We start from the raw sequence: 15,496 nt of genomic DNA on the forward strand, positions 1-15,496 counted from the left end.
CGGGGCCGTAGGCTTGTCGACCATGGAGAGCACCACCGGCAGCAGCGCCCTGCGGGACGCCAAGGACGACAGCATCGAGATCCGCGTCACCGGCTACGGCCACCCCGACGCCCAGCGCCTCTCGGCGGAGGTGCAGGAGGAGTACGTCCGCCGCTACGGCGAGGGCGACCTCACCGAGCTGCACCCCGACCACTTCGAGGCGCCGGACGGCCTCTTCCTGATCGCCTACCTCGGCGGCGAGCCGGTCGCCTGCGGTGGCTGGCGCGCCAAGGAGGCCGGTCCGCACGGGCTGCGGGCGGGCGACGCCGAGCTGAAGCGGATGTTCGTCCGCCCCGAGGCGCGCGGCCGCGGCCTGGCCCGCACGGTGCTGCGCCGGCTGGAGCTGACCGCGGCCGAGGCCGGGCGGACCAGGTTCGTCCTGGAGACCGGGACCGAGCAGCCCGAGGCCATCGCCCTGTATGCCTCCGAGGGGTACGCGGCGATCCAGAAGTTCGGCATCTACCGCGAGCACCCGCAGTCGGTCTGCATGGGCAAGGAGTTCGGTGCGGCAGCGGTCTGACCGGTGCCCGCGCGGGTAGGCTCCCCCCGGGGGAGTCGGCAGACGGGGGCGGCAGTTGATGAGCGGACCGGAAGCACTGCCCGAACTCGCGGCACCCGCAGGTGTGGTGGACCGGCTGGTGACGGCCGGACTGGCCGGCGTCGGGACCGGTGGCGTCTGGTCGGTCGGTGACGCCGGCGGCGTCCGCGGCCGGGGGCGGTCCGGGGTGCTGGGCCAGGGCCCCTACGGCGCGCGGGAGATGGACCACGACACGCTCTTCGACGTGGCCAGCATCACCAAGATCGTCGCGCTCTGGCCGTGCGCCGGGGTGCTCCGGCAGTCCGGGCGGCTCCCGCTCGACCGGCCCCTCGGCCACTTCTGGCCGGAGGTCGCCGGCCGGGCCGCCGGTGAGGTGACCGTCCGTCAACTGCTCACCCACACCGCCGGGATGCCCCTGCGCACCCGGTTCGTCGAGCTCTACGGGCGGGACCCGGCGGTGATCCTGGCCGGCGTGCTCGACGCCCCGCTGTACCGCGCACCCGGGACGGCCGTCGAGTACACCGACCGGGCCGCCGTCCTCCTCGGCCACCTGGTCGGCTCGCTGGCCGGATCGCCGCTCGACGAACTCGCCGCCCGCCAGGTCTGGCGCCCGCTCGGGATGTCCGACACCCGCTACGGCCCGCTCGGCCCGGAACTCGCCGCCCGCACCGCGCCCACCGAGTACGAGGAGCTGGCCGGCACCGAGCTCTGCGGGGTCGTGCACGACCCCTCGGCCCGGCTGCTCGGGGGCGTCTCCGGCAACGCCGGCGCCTTCTCCACCGCCCGTGACCTGGAACGCTTCCTCACCGCGCTGCTCGACCCGCCGCCCGGCCTGCCCTGGGGCGAGGAGTGGATCGCCGAGTCGCTGCGCGAGCAGACCGGCGGCCTGGAGCCCGCGAGGGGCCTCTCCTGGCTCTGCGCCGCCGGCACCGATCCGGCGGAGGGCACCTTCGTCCACTACGGCTTCACCGGCACCGGGATCTGGATCTCCCGACGGCTCGGCCGCTGGGCGCTGCTGCTCACCAACAAGGTCCACTACGACCGGGAGTTCCAGCCGCTCACCGATCTGCGCAACGCCTTCCGGCGGGCCGTCTTCGGCTGACGCCCGAGGGCTCGGCCGCGTGTGTGCGGCCGGGCCCCGGGCCGGCGCGGTCAGACGGACGCCGCCGCCAACGGGCGCTTCGAGATCTGGAGCAGCGGCTTCGGCTCCGGCTCCGCCCGGCGCGTGAACGCCGCGTACGGGCAGGCGTTGAGCTCCGGGTCGCGCGCGGCCCAGCCCTGGAGCCACGGGCGCAGCCGCGGATTGTCGATCTCCACCGAGCCGTCCGGCCGCAGCCGGCCGATGTCGTTGGCCGGGTCGGACAGCGCCACCGTGCACTTGCCCAGCCGGCCGTCCGCGCGCACCAGCAGCGAGTTGGCGCGCGCGGCGTAGCAGACCTCCTCCGGCGCGAACAGCCGCTCCTCGCCGCCGCCCTCGGTCAGCAGCGCCCGCAGCCCGGCGATCTTCCCGTCGTCGGAGTCGAGCACCTCCATGGTGTCGTCGTTGGGGCCACCCAGACGGACCACGCGCTTCAGGAAGACGGAGAACCGCGGGTCGTCGAGGAAGGTGTCCCGGATCCGGGCGAGGAACTCCGGCATCACCGGCAGGTTCTCCGGGGTGAGGTGGACCCGCAGCAGCATCCGTACGTCGGCGGAGCCGGCGCGGACCTCCTCCAGGTTGCGCCAGACCTGCTCGAACGTCCCCCGGCCGTCGGCCCGCACCCGGGTCAGATCGTGGAACGCGGCGGGGCCGTCCAGCGACACCTGGTAGGCCCGGACGCCGAGGCCCGCCAGGTGGTCGGCCGTCCGGCCGTCGACCAGGTAGCCGTTGGTGGTCATGTCGCTCTCGTAGCCGAGGCCGGGGTGGCGCCGCTGCGCCGCCCGGGCGTGCGCGGTCACCTCCTCGATGACCGGGCGGGCCAGCATCGGCTCCCCGCCGAACCACGACACCTGGAGGTGCCGCAGTCCGGCGGCGCGCCGGTCGATGAGACTCTTCACCCCGGCGACCACCTCGGGGGCCATCCGGCCGATCGCGAAGTCCTCGTAGCAGTACGTGCAGCGGAAGTTGCACTGCTCGGTGGGCAGCAGGATCAGCTGGAGCCGGTCGCTGCGCACGGACTCGGCGAACTCCCGGTCGAAGGGCGAGGGTTCGCCGGTGGAGCCGGTCACCTCTCCACCGACTTGCCGCAGCCCTTGGCGCAGTTGCCGCCGTGACAGTTGTTGGTGGTCGCGCGGGCCGACGCGTTCGGCGACGATGCCATGGCGGCCACGACCGACTCGGCGAGCTCCGGGTTCTGGATGTGCACCCGCCCCTCGTCGTCGAGGGTGAGGTCCGCGGTGCTGATGGCGAAGGTGGGTCCCTGACTGGCCATGGTCTTCTCTCCTCGGGAGGCTTGGGACGGCCGGGGCCACCGGAGCGTCGGGGATCGGCGCCCGGCCGACGGCCGAACGACCCCGCCTCGGGAGAACGACGACTCGGGCGAGGGGTCGCTCTCCATCGTCCGGGCCGGTCCGGCGGGCCGCGCGGGATGTTCGCCCGTGCAGGTGATGGCCGGACCGGGTACGACCCGGGCGGAGCAGCGGTGCGCGGGAGGCCGGTCGAACCGCTCCGCCGGGGCGGGGACCCTGTCGCCCCGGCTACGGAGTTGACGTTGCGTCAGCTCGCGGAGGTCCCCGTCAGAGGAGGGTCGACCAGTAGGACCAGAAGCGGTTGAGGATCAGCAGGCCGATCACCGCGGCCCAGAGCACCGGTACCGCCCAGTGGTAGCGGGCGGCCTCCCGCACGACCACCCGGAACCTCGGTCCGACCGGTAGCACCCCGGAGCGCAGGTTGTGCAGCGTCGTGTACCAGAACAGCGCCACCACCGTCGCCCAGACCGCCATGCAGTACGGGCAGAGCGCGCCGATGTCATACAGCGCCTGGTCGATCAGCCAGTGCACGAAGCCCAGTCCGAACAGCGTGCCGGCCTGCAGTCCGAGCCAGAACCAGCGCCGGTACGCCGCCCCGGCCAGCAGCCCGGCGCCGATCGCCGCCAGGGCGCCGAACGCGGCCAGCCCGAGCAGCGGGTTCGGGAAGCCGAAGACCTCGGCCTGCTCGGTGCGCATCACCGACCCGCAGCTGATCACCGGGTTGATGTTGCAGCTGGGGATGTAGGAGGGGTCCTCCAGGATGCGGAGCTTGTCGAAGGTCAGGACGGCCGAGGCGGCCAGCCCGATCAGTCCGCCGAGGAGGACGAGCAGTGAGAACGCGCGGCCCGCGCCGATCGGGGCCGGGCCCGGAGGAGCGGGGTCGGCGGGGTCGGCGGGGGCGGGACGGGAGGAGCGGGGCACGGCGGTCGGGGCGGTCATGGCAGAGCACTCCGGGGGTGGGAAGGGGCCGGCCCGGCCGCGAGTCGGCCGGGCCGGTGGTGCTCACGACAAACCCGCGGCCTGCTTCACCTGGGCGGTGAACTGCTCCGGCGTCACCGCGCGGTTCCCGCTGAACAGCGTGAGCGGCTTGCCGTCCACCTTCACCGTCGGCGTGCCCGTCACCCCGCTGTCGTTGAAGGCGTCCGCGACCTTCTTCGCCCACGGCGCGTACGTCCGGTCGGTGACCGCCTTGACGAACGCGTCCGTCTTCAGGCCCGGTACCTTGTCGGCGAGTTCGAGCAGGTGGTTGACGTCGCCGAAGGCGTCGTCGCGCTCCTCCGGCTGGTTGGCGTACAGCACGTCGTGGTACGCCTTGAACTTGTCCACGCCCTCGTTCGCCGCGGCGCCGATGGCGGCCAGCGCGGTGCGCGAGCCCTTGCCGCCGAGGTTCTTGTCGAGGAACGCGGCCAGGTGGTACTCGACCTTGACGGCGCCGTCGTCCGCCAGCTTCTTGACGGCCTCGCCGTTGGCGGCCTCGAAGCCCTTGCAGACCGGGCAGCGGAAGTCCTCGAACACCTGGAGGGTGTGCGCGGCGTCCGCCTTGCCGTAGGTGATCACCGTTCCGTCCGGGCCGGAGGTGTTGGCCGGGACGACCAGCGCGGTGGGTTCGGCGGCGGCCGTGTCCGCGGAGGACTTGTCGTCGCCGGCCGCGCTGATCGCGAGTGCGGTGCCGCCGGCCAGGGCGAGCACGACGACGATCGACACCCCGACGACGATCCGCTGACGGCGCTGGGCGGACTGCTTCTCCTGGCGCTGGGCCTCCTGGATCCGCTCGCGGGCGCTGATCTTCTGGGACTGCTTGCGGGACGGCTGCTTGGTGCCGGGCTTCTGGTCGGACTGTGCCATGACGGGTCAACTCCGTTGTGGGACGCACCGGGAGGTGCGGAAGGGGCCGCCTCGGCGCGGCGCGGGCGCGGGGCGCCGGCGGGCCGGGAGGGGCGGGGTCGGTGGAACGGCGGAGTCGCGCGCTGCCTGTGCGGAGCTCGCCCGGGGGCCTCGGAGCCCGAGCCGTGGGGCGTCGGGGCCGCCGGGAGCGGGCCCGACGGGGCCGGAGCCGTCGGGCTCGGGACGCGGGGCTCGGAAACCCGGGGCTGGGGACTTCGGGCCGGGGGCCGTCAGCAGGCAGGCGCGAGGACCGGCGGTCCGCGGCGCGGCGCCGGGCTCGGCACCACGTCCTCGCGGCGCGGTCGGCGGCGGTCCGGGACCGGCAGCGGAACCCGCAGCACCGGCCGGGCCGGCACCGGGGCCAGCAGCAGGAACAGCGCCCGCAGCGGGGCCGCGAGCGACTGGCGCAGCACGCGCAGGGCGCGGGCGAGACCCGACAGGGCGGCGTCGCCCAGCCGCAGCCAGGCGGAGGCGGCCAGCGCGACCAGCAGGTGCACCAGCAGGAGCAGCAGCTGGGTGGCGGCGGGCGCCAGCGGCCCGGAGTGCCCCAACGGCCCGGAGAACAGCGAGCCGTCCACCGAACCGCCGCCGCAGACCAGGAGGTTCATGCCGCGGGCGGGGAGGTGGTCGGGGGCGAGGGCCGGGCCGCAGCCGGCCTGGCCCAGGTTGAAGGTGGTGTTGAGCAACAGCTCGACCGGAACCATCACGGCCGCGATGTGCAGCAACCGCCGTTCGCCGCCGGCCAGGGCCGCCGCCAGCACGAAGACGACGACCGTCGCGGCGGCCACCAGGACGATCGGCAGTGGACGACCGGTGATGACCACCTGCCCCAGCGCCGACAACGGCACGGCGAGCGCGGTGAACACCGCGGCCCGCAGGGCCCTCGTCGCACCGGTGGAAGTCGTCACGTCCCGGAGTATGCCACGACGTTTACACCGGGCACGAGGGTGCGTCGGGGGCGGGGCGGGAATCGGCGCACAGATTGTCCCGCATCGGTCGTTCGTTCGCGGTGCGGGGGCCGCGAGTTCACCGGGGGGATGGGTTTGGCGGCCGTACGGGCGGGTGACGGGCCGTCAGGGGCTGACGTGGGAGCCGGGGCGGTCCGACAATCGGGCGATGGACTATGCCAGCGGCCCGGAGGCCGCGGTTCCCGTGGGGCCACCGGTTCCCGCGGGGCCCCCGCTGCCGGTGCCGCCGGTGCCACCCCGGTGGCCGTCGTGGCCGCATCCGTCGTGGCCGGCGCACCCGACCTTCCCCGCGACGCACTGCCCGTCGCCGTCGCCGCCCGCTCCTTCGCCGTCGCCGACCGCAGTGCCGTCGCCCACCGCCACGCCGACGTGGACCGCCACGCCGACTCAGACCGCTGTGCCCGGTCAGACCGCTGTGCCGACGTGGACCCCGACGTCGGTGCCGCCGCCGACCGCTGTGCCGACGCCGGTCACGGTGCCGGCGGTGCCGGCGGTGCCGGCCGCTCCGGTCACGGTCGCGGCCCCGCCGTCGGCCCCGCCGTCACCCTCCCCGGTCCGGAGTGCGGCGCCCGTGCCCTCGCCCGCGCCGACGGGTCCACCCCGCCCGGACCGGCCGCCGGCCGCCCCGGCGGCGGCACCCGCCCGGCCGGTGCTTCCGCCGCCGCCCGCCCCGCCGTCCGCGCCCGGCCCGGCGCTGACCGCCGCGGTCGCCGCAGCGCCACCGCCGCCCGACGCCCCGGCGCCGGGTCTGGACCCCGTCGTGTGGACCGCCGTCCTGGTGCTCACCGTGCTCCTCCCGGCCGCGCTCGCCGCAGCCCTCGGCCATCACGTCACCGTCTCCCGGAGCCGCCGATGAACCCCGTCCCGATGCTCAGCGCCGCCGCGGCCGTGGCCCTCGCCGTCACCGCGCTGGCCGTCGCCCACCGGCTGCGTCCGGCCGTCCCCGAGGGCGAGGACCCGCCCGAGCCCCATCCCGTCCTCTACAGCATCGGCTCCGGCCTGCTGTCCGGCTTCCTCCTGATCACCGGCTTCCTGGTCGCCACCGGCTGGGCGGCCCACAGCACCGGCGTGCTGCCGCCGCGGGGCCTCTACGTCGCGGACGCGGCCGCGGGCATCGCCGTGCTCCTCTTCCCGGCGCTGGCCGGTCTCCCCTTCACCGTCCGCTACACCACCGCGGTCTGCTTCTTCGCCGCCCTGGTCGGCTACACGGCGTCGCTGGCGATCCAGCTCCGCCCGTAGCGGGCGGCGGCTCGGTCCGGTGCCCGCCTCCGGTCCGGTGCGCGGCCTCCTGCCGTCCGAAGGTGGCGCGAACGCGTCCTGCCGGGGACGGGAGGGCGGGCTAGCCTGGAAGGCGTTCGGGGCCCCGACGGCGGGACCGGGCGTCGACCCGCCCGACGGGAGCCGTCAGACACGTCCCAGGAGGGGGTGAGGCGGATGGCCGATGCCACCGCGGGAGACGTCGTGCTCGGGCGGATCGGGGCGCAGGCCGCGGTACTGGCCGGGTTGGACGAGGCGGTGCGGGCGGACGAGCCGGATGCGGTGCACCGGATGCGGGTCGCCTGCCGACGGCTCCGCAGTGCGTTCCGGACGTACCGGCGGCTCCTGGCGCCGGGCGCCACCGACGAGCTGGTGGCCGAGTTGCGGTGGCTGGCGGCGGCCCTGGGGCAGGCCCGGGACCGCGAGGTGCTGGGTCTGCGGTTGGCCGAACGGGCCCGCACGCTGCCGCCCGAGTGCGGGCCGGAGCGCGTCGCGGCGGAGCTGGAGCGGTGGGGGCAGGCCGAGTACCGGCGGGTCCGGCCGGAGGTCGTCGCCGCCCTGGACAGCCCGCGTCGGAAGGCCCTGGCGCGCGGGCTGTCGGAGCTGCTCGCCGATCCGCCGCTGCGCCCGCGGGCGGACCGGGCGGCCGGACCGGAGCTGGCCCGGGTGGCCGCGCGGGAGCAGCGCCGGACGGCGGAGCGGGTGCGGTCGGCGCTGGCCGGCGGCGGCTCGGACACGGCGGAGTCCCGGGCCCGGGCGTTGCACGAGGCGCGGAAGGCGGCGAAGCGGGCCCGGTACGCGGGTGAGACGGCGGTCCCGCTGGTCGGGAGGCCGGCGGAGCGGTACGTCGAGCGGATGAAGGCCGTCCAGGAGGTGCTGGGGGAGCACCAGGACGCGGTGGTGGCGGCGACCGCGCTGCGGAGCAGGGCCGGCGAGACGGGCGAGCCGTTCGCCTACGGCGTGCTGTACGGGCAGCAGCTGGCGGCGGCGGAGCGCGCGCGGCGGGCGCTGCCGGAGGTGTGGGCGCGGGCGGCGCGGCCGAAGCTGGCCCGCTTCGGCTGACGGGCTGACGGGCTCACGGGCTCACGGGCTCACGGGTTGGTGGGCGGACGAGCTCACGGCGCGGGGAGCGCGGGTGCGGCGCGGGGTCACTCCTCGGCGGGGGCGAGCCCGGCCGTGCGGGCGGCGGTGCGGAGCAGCTCGCGGAGCATGGGCACGGTCAGCCGGCCGGTGTTCGTGTTGCGCGGGCTGACGTGGTAGCACCCGTACAGCTCCAGTGGAGCTCCGCCGTCCCGGGCCGGCAGGGTCACGTGGGCGCCGTGGCCGAAGACGGGCCGGGGGCGCGGGACGCTCCAGCCGGCGGCGGTGAGCGCGGGCAGCAGGGCCTGCCAGGCGAAGCCGCCGAGGGCGACGACGGTGCGCACGGTGGGCCGGAGCAGCTCCAGCTCGCGGGTGATCCAGGGGCGGCAGGTGTCGCGTTCGGTGGTGGTGGGCTTGTTGTCGGGCGGGGCGCAGCGGACCGGGTCGGTGATCCGGACGCCGTTCAGCTTCAGGCCGTCGCCGTGGCGGACGGACTCGGCGCGGTCGGCCAGACCGAGGCGGTGGAGGGCGGCGTACAGCAGGTCGCCGGAGGGGTCGCCGGTGAAGATGCGGCCGGTGCGGTTGGCGCCGTGCGCGGCGGGTGCGAGGCCGACCAGCAGGAGCGGGGCGTCGGGCGGGCCGAAGCCGGGGATCGGACGGGCCCAGTAGTCCCAGTCGAGGTAGGCGCGGCGCTTGGTGCGGGCGGTCTCCTCACGCCACTCGACCAGGCGGGGGCAGGCGCGGCAGCCGGTGACGACGCGGTCGAGGGCGGTGAGCCCGTCGGCGCGGGCGGCGGCCTCGGCGGGATGGCGCGGGTGGTCCGGGTCGGTGGCCGGGTTGGTGCCGGTGGCGGGGCCGGGGACGCTGCCGGGGGACTGGGGCATGGGAACGATCGTAGGCGCGTTCCGGCGGGCGTCCGGCAGGCGTAGCGTGGAGACGAGCCGCTCCGGCGGTGTGTCCCGGCCCGGCCGGGGTCGGCGACCGCCGGAGAGCGCAGGTGCGCGCGAGGAGGCCGCGATGCTGGTTCTCGATGCGGTGTTGGCGGTCGTCCTCCTGCTGGGGCTCTGGGCGGGTCTGAGCGTCCGGGTCGTGCAGCAGTACCAGCGGGGTGTGGTGTTCCGCTTCGGCCGGGTGCGCGCGGAGGTGCGGGAGCCGGGTCTGGTGGTCCTGATGCCGGTGGCGGACCGGCTGCGGAAGGTGAACGTGCAGATCGTGACCCTGCCGATCCCGGCGCAGGAGGGCATCACGCGGGACAACGTCACCGTCCGGGTGGACGCGGTCGTCTACTTCCGGGTGGAGGATCCGGCGAAGGCGATCGTGAACGTGCAGGACTACAACTTCGCGATCTCCCAGGTGGCACAGACCTCGCTCCGGTCGATCATCGGCAAGAGCGAGCTGGACGATCTGCTGGCCAACCGCGAACCGATCAACCAGGGACTGGAGTTGATGATCGACAGCCCGGCGCTCGGCTGGGGGATCGAGATCGACCGGGTGGAGATCAAGGACGTCGCCCTGCCCGAGTCGATGAAGCGCTCGATGTCCCGGCAGGCGGAGGCCGAGCGGGAGCGGCGGGCGAGGATCATCACGGCGGACGGCGAGTTCCAGGCGTCGGCGCGGCTCTCGGAGGCCGCGGCGGTGATGAGCGCGACCCCGGCGGCGCTGCAACTCCGGCTGTTGCAGACGGTGGTGGAGGTGGCGGCGGAGAAGAACTCGACGCTGGTCCTGCCGTTCCCGGTGGAGCTGCTGCGGTTCCTGGACAGTGCGACCGAGACCCGGCACTCGGCCCGGGGCGGGGAGCCGGGGCGGGAACGGCCGGAGGGCGGTGCGGCTCCGACGGCGCAGGTCGACGGCGCGGAGCAGCTCGAACTGCCGCCGCTGGACGAACTCCTGGAGCGCACGCCGCTGGAACCGCCGCCGGACCCGGTACCGGACCCACGGCCGGATCCGCCGGCGATGCGGGACGGCGCGGCCGGGGAGGCGTAGCGAGGACCGGGGCGGTCCCGGTGAGGGGCCCGGTGGCGGGGGCACCGAGGCCGGACCACGATGGAGTGGTGGGAGTGCCAGGCACGTCAGGAGGCCGATCATGACCAGCGCGGGCGACATCATGCACCAGGGGGCCGAGTGCGTGCGCGAGCACGAGACGCTCGCCACGGCGGCCCGGATCATGAAGGAACGCGGCGTCGGGGCGTTGCCCATCTGTGGGGAGCGGCAGAGGCTGCTGGGCATCGTGACCGACCGGGACATCGTGCTCAAGTGCGTCGCCGAGGGGCTCGACCCGGCGGCGGTGACGGCGGGGGAGCTGGCCCAGGGGCGGCCCCTGACCGTGGAGGCGGACGAGGACGCCGAACAGGTGCTGCGGGTGATGGAGCAGTACCGGGTCCGCCGGCTGCCGGTGATCAACCACCCGGAGCACGAGCTGGTCGGCATGATCAGCGAGGCGGACATCGCGCGCAGCCTGCCGCAGGCGCGGCTGGCCGAGTTCGTGGCGGCGGTCTGCGCCGAGGAGCCGGCGCGCTCGAAGGAGGTACTGGAGACGCCGCAGGGCGCCTGAGGAGGAGCGTTTTCGGGAAATCTCCGCGACGGGCGGTCCGGAACCCCCTGCCCGGGGCGTGGTGATCGATCGGGTGGCACTCGGCGTACGGGTGCCACCCGGTTTCACCGTCCGTACCCGTGGCCCGAGGGCCGTGCGGTACCCGTGGAGAGGACCCTCCCGCATGCAGCACTCCGGACTCGCCCGGCGCGCGTTCCTGGGCACGGCCGCCGTGGCCGGCGCCGGCCTGGTCACGGCGGCCACCACCGGCCCCGCCGCAGCCGCAGCCACGACCACAGCCACGACCGACGCCGACGACCGGCCCGTCCCGAAGTCCGAGGCGTCCCCCTCCGCCACAGCCACAGCCACCGACACCGTGTACCGGTGGCTCGGCACGGCCGGCTGGCGGATCGACCACGGCCGCCGCACCGTCCTCTTCGACCCGTACCTGACGCGCTTCCACACCGGCCTGTACGACGGGACGTTCAGCGAAGCGACCGCGCTGACGGTGAACACCCGGCTGGTCGACGAGCACGCCGGGCGCCCGGAGCTGGTGCTGGTCAGCCACAGCCACTGGGACCACATCAACGACGTCCCGCACATCGCCCTCACCACGGGGGCGACGGTGGTCGGCACCGAGACCACCTACCACCTGCTGCGCGCCTGGGGTGTGCCGGCCGGGCAGCTGGTGGTGGTCCGGGGCGGCGAGGTCCTGGACTTCGGCGACGGCCTGGTCGTGGAGGCGGTCTCCGCCCGGCACAGCCGCAACGGCCGCCGGCAGTACTTCGCTCCGGGCACCCTGCACTCCGCGCCGGCGCAGCCGCCCGCGACCGTCGGCGATCTGCCGGAGGGCGACACGTTGGCCTTCCAGCTCTCCTTCGCCGGTGGGCCGTCGGCCTTCCTGACGGGGGCCAGTGACTTCGCCGAGCGGGAGCTGGCCGGGATGCGGCCGGACATCGCGATGGTGGCGGTGCCGAGCAGTGCCTCGACCCACCGGTACGTGCCCCGGCTGCTGGAGGCGCTGGGACGGCCGCGCACGGTGGTGCCGGTGCACTGGGACAGGTTCGAGACCGAGCTGGTCAACCCCGTCCGGCCGGACGCGGACCTGGGCGCGTTCGTCGCCCAGGTCCGGCAGACCTCGCCGCGCAGCCGGGTGGTGGTGCCGGACTACCTGACACCGCGCACCTTCCGGTAGCCGCGGTGCCGCGGGGCCGGGTCGTCGTGGTCAGCCCAGCGCGTACACGGCGGTGGCGTGGGCGGCCGGCTCCTCCTCGCCCTCGGCGGTCAGGGTGACGTCGAGGAACGCGATCCGGCGGCCCAGCTTGGTGATCCGGGCGTGCACCAGGACGTCCCGCCCGGTCACCGCGCGCTGGAAGCCGGTGGACTGCTGGACGGTCGTCGCCGGTCCGAAGCCGCCCCGGGCCGCCGACAGGGCGATCACGCCCGCGGTGTCGGCGGCGGCCATCAGCGCCTGGCCGGAGAGCGCGCCGCCCTCCCGGGTCAGCCGGTCGGACCAGGGCAGCCGGAGGACGGCATGGCGCTCGCCGGTGTCGGTCACCGAGAGGCCGAGCTCCTGCACCCAGGGGGCGAAGTTGTCGGCGAGGATCCGGTCCGCCTCGGCGGTGGTGATCGTCATCCCGCCATTGTCGGCGGCGGGGGCCGCGCTGTCAGCGGTCCCCGCGCGGTGCCGGGCCGTGGTGCGGCGGCCGTCCCCGGCGCGGCGCGCCGTGGACGGCCGCTCCGGCCGGGGTCAGCCCTGTGCGCGCAGGGCCCGCTGCATCAGCTCCGCCAGGTGCACGGCCTGCCGCCCCTGGGCGAGTTGGGCGATCTGGGTGCGGCAGCTGAAGCCGTCGGCCAGCACCACCGTCTCCGGCGAGGCCGCCCGTACCTCCGGCAGCAGCACCCGTTCGGCGATCGCCACCGACACCTCGTAGTGGCCGCGCTCGAAGCCGAAGTTGCCCGCCAGCCCGCAGCAGCCGGAGTCCAGCACCCGGTTGTCGACGCCCATCCGCGCCTCGATCCGGCGGTCCGCCGCGGTGCCGAGCACCGCGTGCTGGTGGCAGTGGGTCTGGGTGACGGCCTCCACCGGCAGCTGCGGCAGTGGTGCGTCCTGGGCGAACTCGTCGACGAACTCGGCGAAGGTGCGGGTCCGTTCGGCCACCGGGCGGCCGTCGGCGCCGAGCAGGCGGGGCAGGTCCTCGCGCAGCGTCGCGGTGCAGCTCGGATCCATCCCGATCACCGGGGTGTCGGCGGGCAGGCCGGTGGCGGCGAGTGCGGCCAGGCTGCGCCGCATCACCCGCCGGGCGCCGGGGAGTTGGCCGGTGGAGTACCGGGTCAGGCCGCAGCAGACCGGGCCGGCCGGCAGCCGCGCGTCGAAGCCCAGGTGCTCCAGCACCTCGACGGCGGCGCGCAGCACGTTGGGCTGGAGGTGGTTGGAGAAGGTGTCCGGCCAGAGCAGCACCGGCCGCGAGCCCGGCGGGGCGGGGTGCTCGGCCCGGTGCCGCCGGTACCAGCGGGTGAAGGTCTCCGGGGGCAGGACGGGCAGCACCCGACGCCTGTCCACGCCGCCGAGCCGCTTCAACGGGCCGGCGGCGGGCGAGCGCGCGACCAGGTTGGCCAGGCCGGGGGCCAGCGCGGCGGCCCGCAGCCAGAGCGGCAGCCGCCCCATCGCGTAGTGCGAGGCGGGCCGCAGCCGGTGCCGGTAGTGCTGGTACAGGAACTCGGTCCGGTAGGTCGCCATGTCGACGTGGACCGGGCAGTCGCTCGCACAGCCCTTGCAGCCCAGGCAGAGGTCCAGCGCCTCGCGCACCTCCGCCGACCGCCAGCCGTCCGGGACGGCTTCGCCGCGCAGCATCTCGGCGAGCAGCCGGGCCCGGCCGCGGGTCGAGTGCCGTTCCTCGCCGGTGGCCATGTAGCTCGGGCACATCACCCCGGTGGTCGGGTCCACGCACTTGGCGACGCCGACGCACCGGTGCACCGCCTTGGCCAGGCTGCCGCCGTCCTGCTCGAACGGGAGGGCGAGCGGCAGGGTGCGCAGCGGACCGTCGAACCGCAGGTCGGCGTCGAGCGGGCGCGGGTCGACCAGGGCGCCCGGGTTGAGCAGGTTCTCGGGGTCCCAGATCCGCTTGAACTCGCCGAACAGGGCGATGATCCCGGGCGGGTACATGCGGGGCAGCAGTTCGGCGCGGGCCTGTCCGTCGCCGTGCTCGCCGGAGAGCGAACCGCCGTACGAGACCACCAGGTCGGCCGCCTGCTCCATGAACTCCCGGAAGACCGGCAAACGCCGCGGCTCGGTGAGCGGGAAGTCGATCCGCAGATGGACGCAGCCCTCGCCGAAGTGCCCGTACGGGATGCCGCGCAGGCCGTGCCGGCGCAGCAGCGCGCGCAGGTCGCGCAGGTAGTCGCCGAGCCGCTCCGGCGGGACGGCCGAGTCCTCCCAGCCGGGCCAGGCCTCGCTCCCCCCGCCCTGCCCGCCCTGCCCGCCGCCGGCACCGTCGACCGCTTCGCGCGGGAGCCGGGTGACGATCCCGGCGCCGGCCTCGCGCACCCCCCAGAGCTGCTTCCGCTCGGCCGGGTCGGTGACCACGGAGACGGTCGCGGTCCGTTCGCGCCGCACCGCGTCGGCGAGCCCGCGCGCGGCGTCCAGGGCCTCGGCGGGCGTAGTGCCGCCGGCCTCCAGGAAGAGCCAGCAGGCGCCGTCCGGCAGCCGGTCGAGGGCGGGCGGGCGCGGGCCGGCGGCCAGCAGCGCGGCGACCAGGTCGGCGGCCATGCCCTCGACGGTGAGCGGGCGCAGCGGCAGCAGGGCGGGGACGGCGTCGGCGGCGGCGGTCTCGTCCGGGTACCCGGCGACCACCAGCACGCGGGCGGGCGGTTCCTCGACCAGCCGGACGGTGGCACCGAGCAGCAGGGCGCAGGTGCCCTCGGTGCCGGTCAGTGCGCGGGCCAGCCGGTGGCCGCGCTCGGGCAGGAGGGCGTCCAGCGGGTAGCCGGAGGTGCGGCGCGGCAGGTCGGGCATGCCCTGGCGGATGGCGGCCAGGTTCCGTTCGGTGAACTCCTGGAGCCGGGTGTGGAGCCGGCCGACCGGGCCGGGCAGGGCACGGAGGGCGGCGCGTTCCGCCGTGCCGAGGGCCCCGCCGACGGTGAGTTCGGTGCCGTCGGCGAGCAGCAGGTCCAGCGACTCGACGTTGTCGGCCGTCCGGCCCCAGGTCACCGAGTGCGCGCCGCAGGAGTCGTTGCCGATCATGCCGCCGAGCGTGCACCGGCTGTGGGTGGAGGGGTCCGGGCCGAACCGCAGCCCGTACGGGCGGGCGGCCCGCTGGAGGTCGTCCAGCACCGTGCCCGGTTCGACCCGGGCGGTCCGGCGCTCCGGGTCCACGGCGTGGACGGCGCCGAGGTGGCGGCGGAAGTCGATGACCACGGCGCCCGGGCCGATCGCCTGCCCGCCGACGCTCGTCCCGGCCCCGCGCGGCACCACCGGCACCCCGTGGGCGCGGCAGAGCGCGAGCGCGGTGCGCACGTCGTCCAGGTCGGCGGGCTTGACCACGCCGAGCGGCAGGTGGCGGTAGTTGGAGGCGTCGTGGCTGTAGACGGTCCGTTCGGCCGCACCGAACCGGACCTCGCCGCGCAGGACGGCGGCCAGTTCGCGGGCCAGGTCGGCACCGGGGGTGGTGGACGGGCGGCTCACGGGCGGTCCTCCCGGGCGGAGGTCGGGGGGTGGGGCGGCGGTCCCGCCGATCATCGCAGCCGGGCCCG

16 protein-coding genes are annotated in these 15,496 nt (G+C 75.6%); 7 read left to right on the plus strand and 9 right to left on the minus strand.

Annotated elements, in window-relative coordinates:
- Window positions 1-22 precede the first annotated feature (22 nt).
- Entirely contained in the window at window positions 23-559 is a 537-nt protein-coding gene (locus PUR61_RS37875) for a GNAT family N-acetyltransferase (RefSeq protein WP_329884241.1), read from the plus strand.
- Between the two features lie 58 nt (window positions 560-617).
- Complete coding sequence (locus PUR61_RS37880) at window positions 618-1,679, plus strand: serine hydrolase domain-containing protein (protein WP_329884244.1); 1,062 nt, start codon at window positions 618-620, stop codon at window positions 1,677-1,679.
- 50 nt (window positions 1,680-1,729) lie between these two features.
- Here PUR61_RS37880 and PUR61_RS37885 read toward each other — a convergent pair whose 3' ends face one another.
- The 6 genes from PUR61_RS37885 to PUR61_RS37910 all read right to left on the minus strand — a co-directional run bounded on the left by PUR61_RS37885 (window position 1,730) and on the right by PUR61_RS37910 (window position 6,663).
- A complete protein-coding gene (locus PUR61_RS37885) occupies window positions 1,730-2,785 on the minus strand; it encodes a radical SAM protein (protein WP_329884246.1) in 1,056 nt (351 codons plus the stop codon).
- Window positions 2,782-2,988 (minus strand): hypothetical protein, encoded by a 207-nt coding sequence (locus PUR61_RS37890; RefSeq protein ID WP_329884248.1) that lies wholly within the window; start codon window positions 2,986-2,988, stop codon window positions 2,782-2,784. The genes PUR61_RS37885 and PUR61_RS37890 overlap by 4 nt, the downstream gene beginning before the upstream one ends.
- A gap of 304 nt (window positions 2,989-3,292) precedes the next feature.
- Entirely contained in the window at window positions 3,293-3,964 is a 672-nt protein-coding gene (locus PUR61_RS37895; protein ID WP_329884250.1) for a vitamin K epoxide reductase family protein, read from the minus strand.
- 63 nt (window positions 3,965-4,027) lie between these two features.
- A complete protein-coding gene (locus tag PUR61_RS37900; RefSeq protein WP_329884252.1) occupies window positions 4,028-4,870 on the minus strand; it encodes a DsbA family protein in 843 nt (280 codons plus the stop codon).
- Between the two features lie 269 nt (window positions 4,871-5,139).
- Window positions 5,140-5,817, minus strand: a complete 678-nt coding sequence (locus tag PUR61_RS37905; RefSeq protein ID WP_329884254.1) for a hypothetical protein — start codon at window positions 5,815-5,817, stop codon at window positions 5,140-5,142.
- 465 nt (window positions 5,818-6,282) lie between these two features.
- The gene (locus PUR61_RS37910; RefSeq protein WP_329884257.1) at window positions 6,283-6,663 is read right to left on the minus strand and encodes a hypothetical protein; all 381 of its coding nucleotides are present in this window, start codon (window positions 6,661-6,663) and stop codon (window positions 6,283-6,285) included.
- A gap of 66 nt (window positions 6,664-6,729) precedes the next feature.
- On the opposite strand from PUR61_RS37910, the gene PUR61_RS37915 reads away from it, so the two are divergent.
- A complete protein-coding gene (locus tag PUR61_RS37915; protein ID WP_329884259.1) occupies window positions 6,730-7,116 on the plus strand; it encodes a hypothetical protein in 387 nt (128 codons plus the stop codon).
- 195 nt (window positions 7,117-7,311) lie between these two features.
- Entirely contained in the window at window positions 7,312-8,196 is an 885-nt protein-coding gene (locus PUR61_RS37920) for a CHAD domain-containing protein (protein ID WP_329884261.1), read from the plus strand.
- An 86-nt stretch (window positions 8,197-8,282) separates the two neighbouring features.
- Here the strand turns inward: PUR61_RS37920 and PUR61_RS37925 are convergent, their stop codons facing one another.
- Window positions 8,283-9,098, minus strand: a complete 816-nt coding sequence (locus PUR61_RS37925; protein ID WP_329884263.1) for a uracil-DNA glycosylase — start codon at window positions 9,096-9,098, stop codon at window positions 8,283-8,285.
- Between the two features lie 133 nt (window positions 9,099-9,231).
- Between PUR61_RS37925 and PUR61_RS37930 the strand changes: the two genes are divergently transcribed.
- The 3 genes from PUR61_RS37930 (at window position 9,232) to PUR61_RS37940 (ending at window position 11,939) form a co-directional block, all read left to right on the plus strand.
- Complete coding sequence (locus tag PUR61_RS37930) at window positions 9,232-10,197, plus strand: slipin family protein (protein ID WP_329884265.1); 966 nt, start codon at window positions 9,232-9,234, stop codon at window positions 10,195-10,197.
- A gap of 100 nt (window positions 10,198-10,297) precedes the next feature.
- The gene (locus tag PUR61_RS37935) at window positions 10,298-10,765 is read left to right on the plus strand and encodes a CBS domain-containing protein (RefSeq protein WP_329884267.1); all 468 of its coding nucleotides are present in this window, start codon (window positions 10,298-10,300) and stop codon (window positions 10,763-10,765) included.
- A 163-nt stretch (window positions 10,766-10,928) separates the two neighbouring features.
- Window positions 10,929-11,939 (plus strand): MBL fold metallo-hydrolase, encoded by a 1,011-nt coding sequence (locus PUR61_RS37940; RefSeq protein ID WP_329884269.1) that lies wholly within the window; start codon window positions 10,929-10,931, stop codon window positions 11,937-11,939.
- Window positions 11,940-11,969: 30 nt separating this feature from the next.
- On the opposite strand, the gene PUR61_RS37945 is transcribed toward PUR61_RS37940, so the two are convergent.
- Window positions 11,970-12,380, minus strand: coding sequence for a PaaI family thioesterase (locus PUR61_RS37945; RefSeq protein WP_329884271.1), 411 nt, complete (start codon window positions 12,378-12,380; stop codon window positions 11,970-11,972).
- A 114-nt stretch (window positions 12,381-12,494) separates the two neighbouring features.
- Window positions 12,495-15,482, minus strand: coding sequence for an FAD-binding and (Fe-S)-binding domain-containing protein (locus PUR61_RS37950; protein WP_443035311.1), 2,988 nt, complete (start codon window positions 15,480-15,482; stop codon window positions 12,495-12,497).
- Between the last annotated feature and the right edge of the window lie 14 nt (window positions 15,483-15,496).

Origin of the sequence: Streptomyces sp. BE20 (genome assembly GCF_036322525.1) — a bacterium.
GTDB lineage: Bacteria > Actinomycetota > Actinomycetes > Streptomycetales > Streptomycetaceae > Kitasatospora.

What these genes read in the sequence shown, in the direction of transcription:
- PUR61_RS37875 (WP_329884241.1), top strand. Translation starts at nt 23, where the DNA reads ATGGAGAGCACCACCGGCAGCAGCGCCCTGCGGGACGCCAAGGACGAC.
- PUR61_RS37880 (WP_329884244.1), top strand. Translation starts at nt 618, where the DNA reads ATGAGCGGACCGGAAGCACTGCCCGAACTCGCGGCACCCGCAGGTGTG.
- PUR61_RS37890 (WP_329884248.1), bottom strand. Translation starts at nt 2,988, where the DNA reads ATGGCCAGTCAGGGACCCACCTTCGCCATCAGCACCGCGGACCTCACC.
- PUR61_RS37895 (WP_329884250.1), bottom strand. Translation starts at nt 3,964, where the DNA reads ATGACCGCCCCGACCGCCGTGCCCCGCTCCTCCCGTCCCGCCCCCGCC.
- PUR61_RS37900 (WP_329884252.1), bottom strand. Translation starts at nt 4,870, where the DNA reads ATGGCACAGTCCGACCAGAAGCCCGGCACCAAGCAGCCGTCCCGCAAG.
- PUR61_RS37915 (WP_329884259.1), top strand. Translation starts at nt 6,730, where the DNA reads ATGAACCCCGTCCCGATGCTCAGCGCCGCCGCGGCCGTGGCCCTCGCC.
- PUR61_RS37920 (WP_329884261.1), top strand. Translation starts at nt 7,312, where the DNA reads ATGGCCGATGCCACCGCGGGAGACGTCGTGCTCGGGCGGATCGGGGCG.
- PUR61_RS37925 (WP_329884263.1), bottom strand. Translation starts at nt 9,098, where the DNA reads ATGCCCCAGTCCCCCGGCAGCGTCCCCGGCCCCGCCACCGGCACCAAC.
- PUR61_RS37930 (WP_329884265.1), top strand. Translation starts at nt 9,232, where the DNA reads ATGCTGGTTCTCGATGCGGTGTTGGCGGTCGTCCTCCTGCTGGGGCTC.
- PUR61_RS37935 (WP_329884267.1), top strand. Translation starts at nt 10,298, where the DNA reads ATGACCAGCGCGGGCGACATCATGCACCAGGGGGCCGAGTGCGTGCGC.
- PUR61_RS37940 (WP_329884269.1), top strand. Translation starts at nt 10,929, where the DNA reads ATGCAGCACTCCGGACTCGCCCGGCGCGCGTTCCTGGGCACGGCCGCC.
- PUR61_RS37945 (WP_329884271.1), bottom strand. Translation starts at nt 12,380, where the DNA reads ATGACGATCACCACCGCCGAGGCGGACCGGATCCTCGCCGACAACTTC.
- PUR61_RS37950 (WP_443035311.1), bottom strand. Translation starts at nt 15,482, where the DNA reads ATGATCGGCGGGACCGCCGCCCCACCCCCCGACCTCCGCCCGGGAGGA.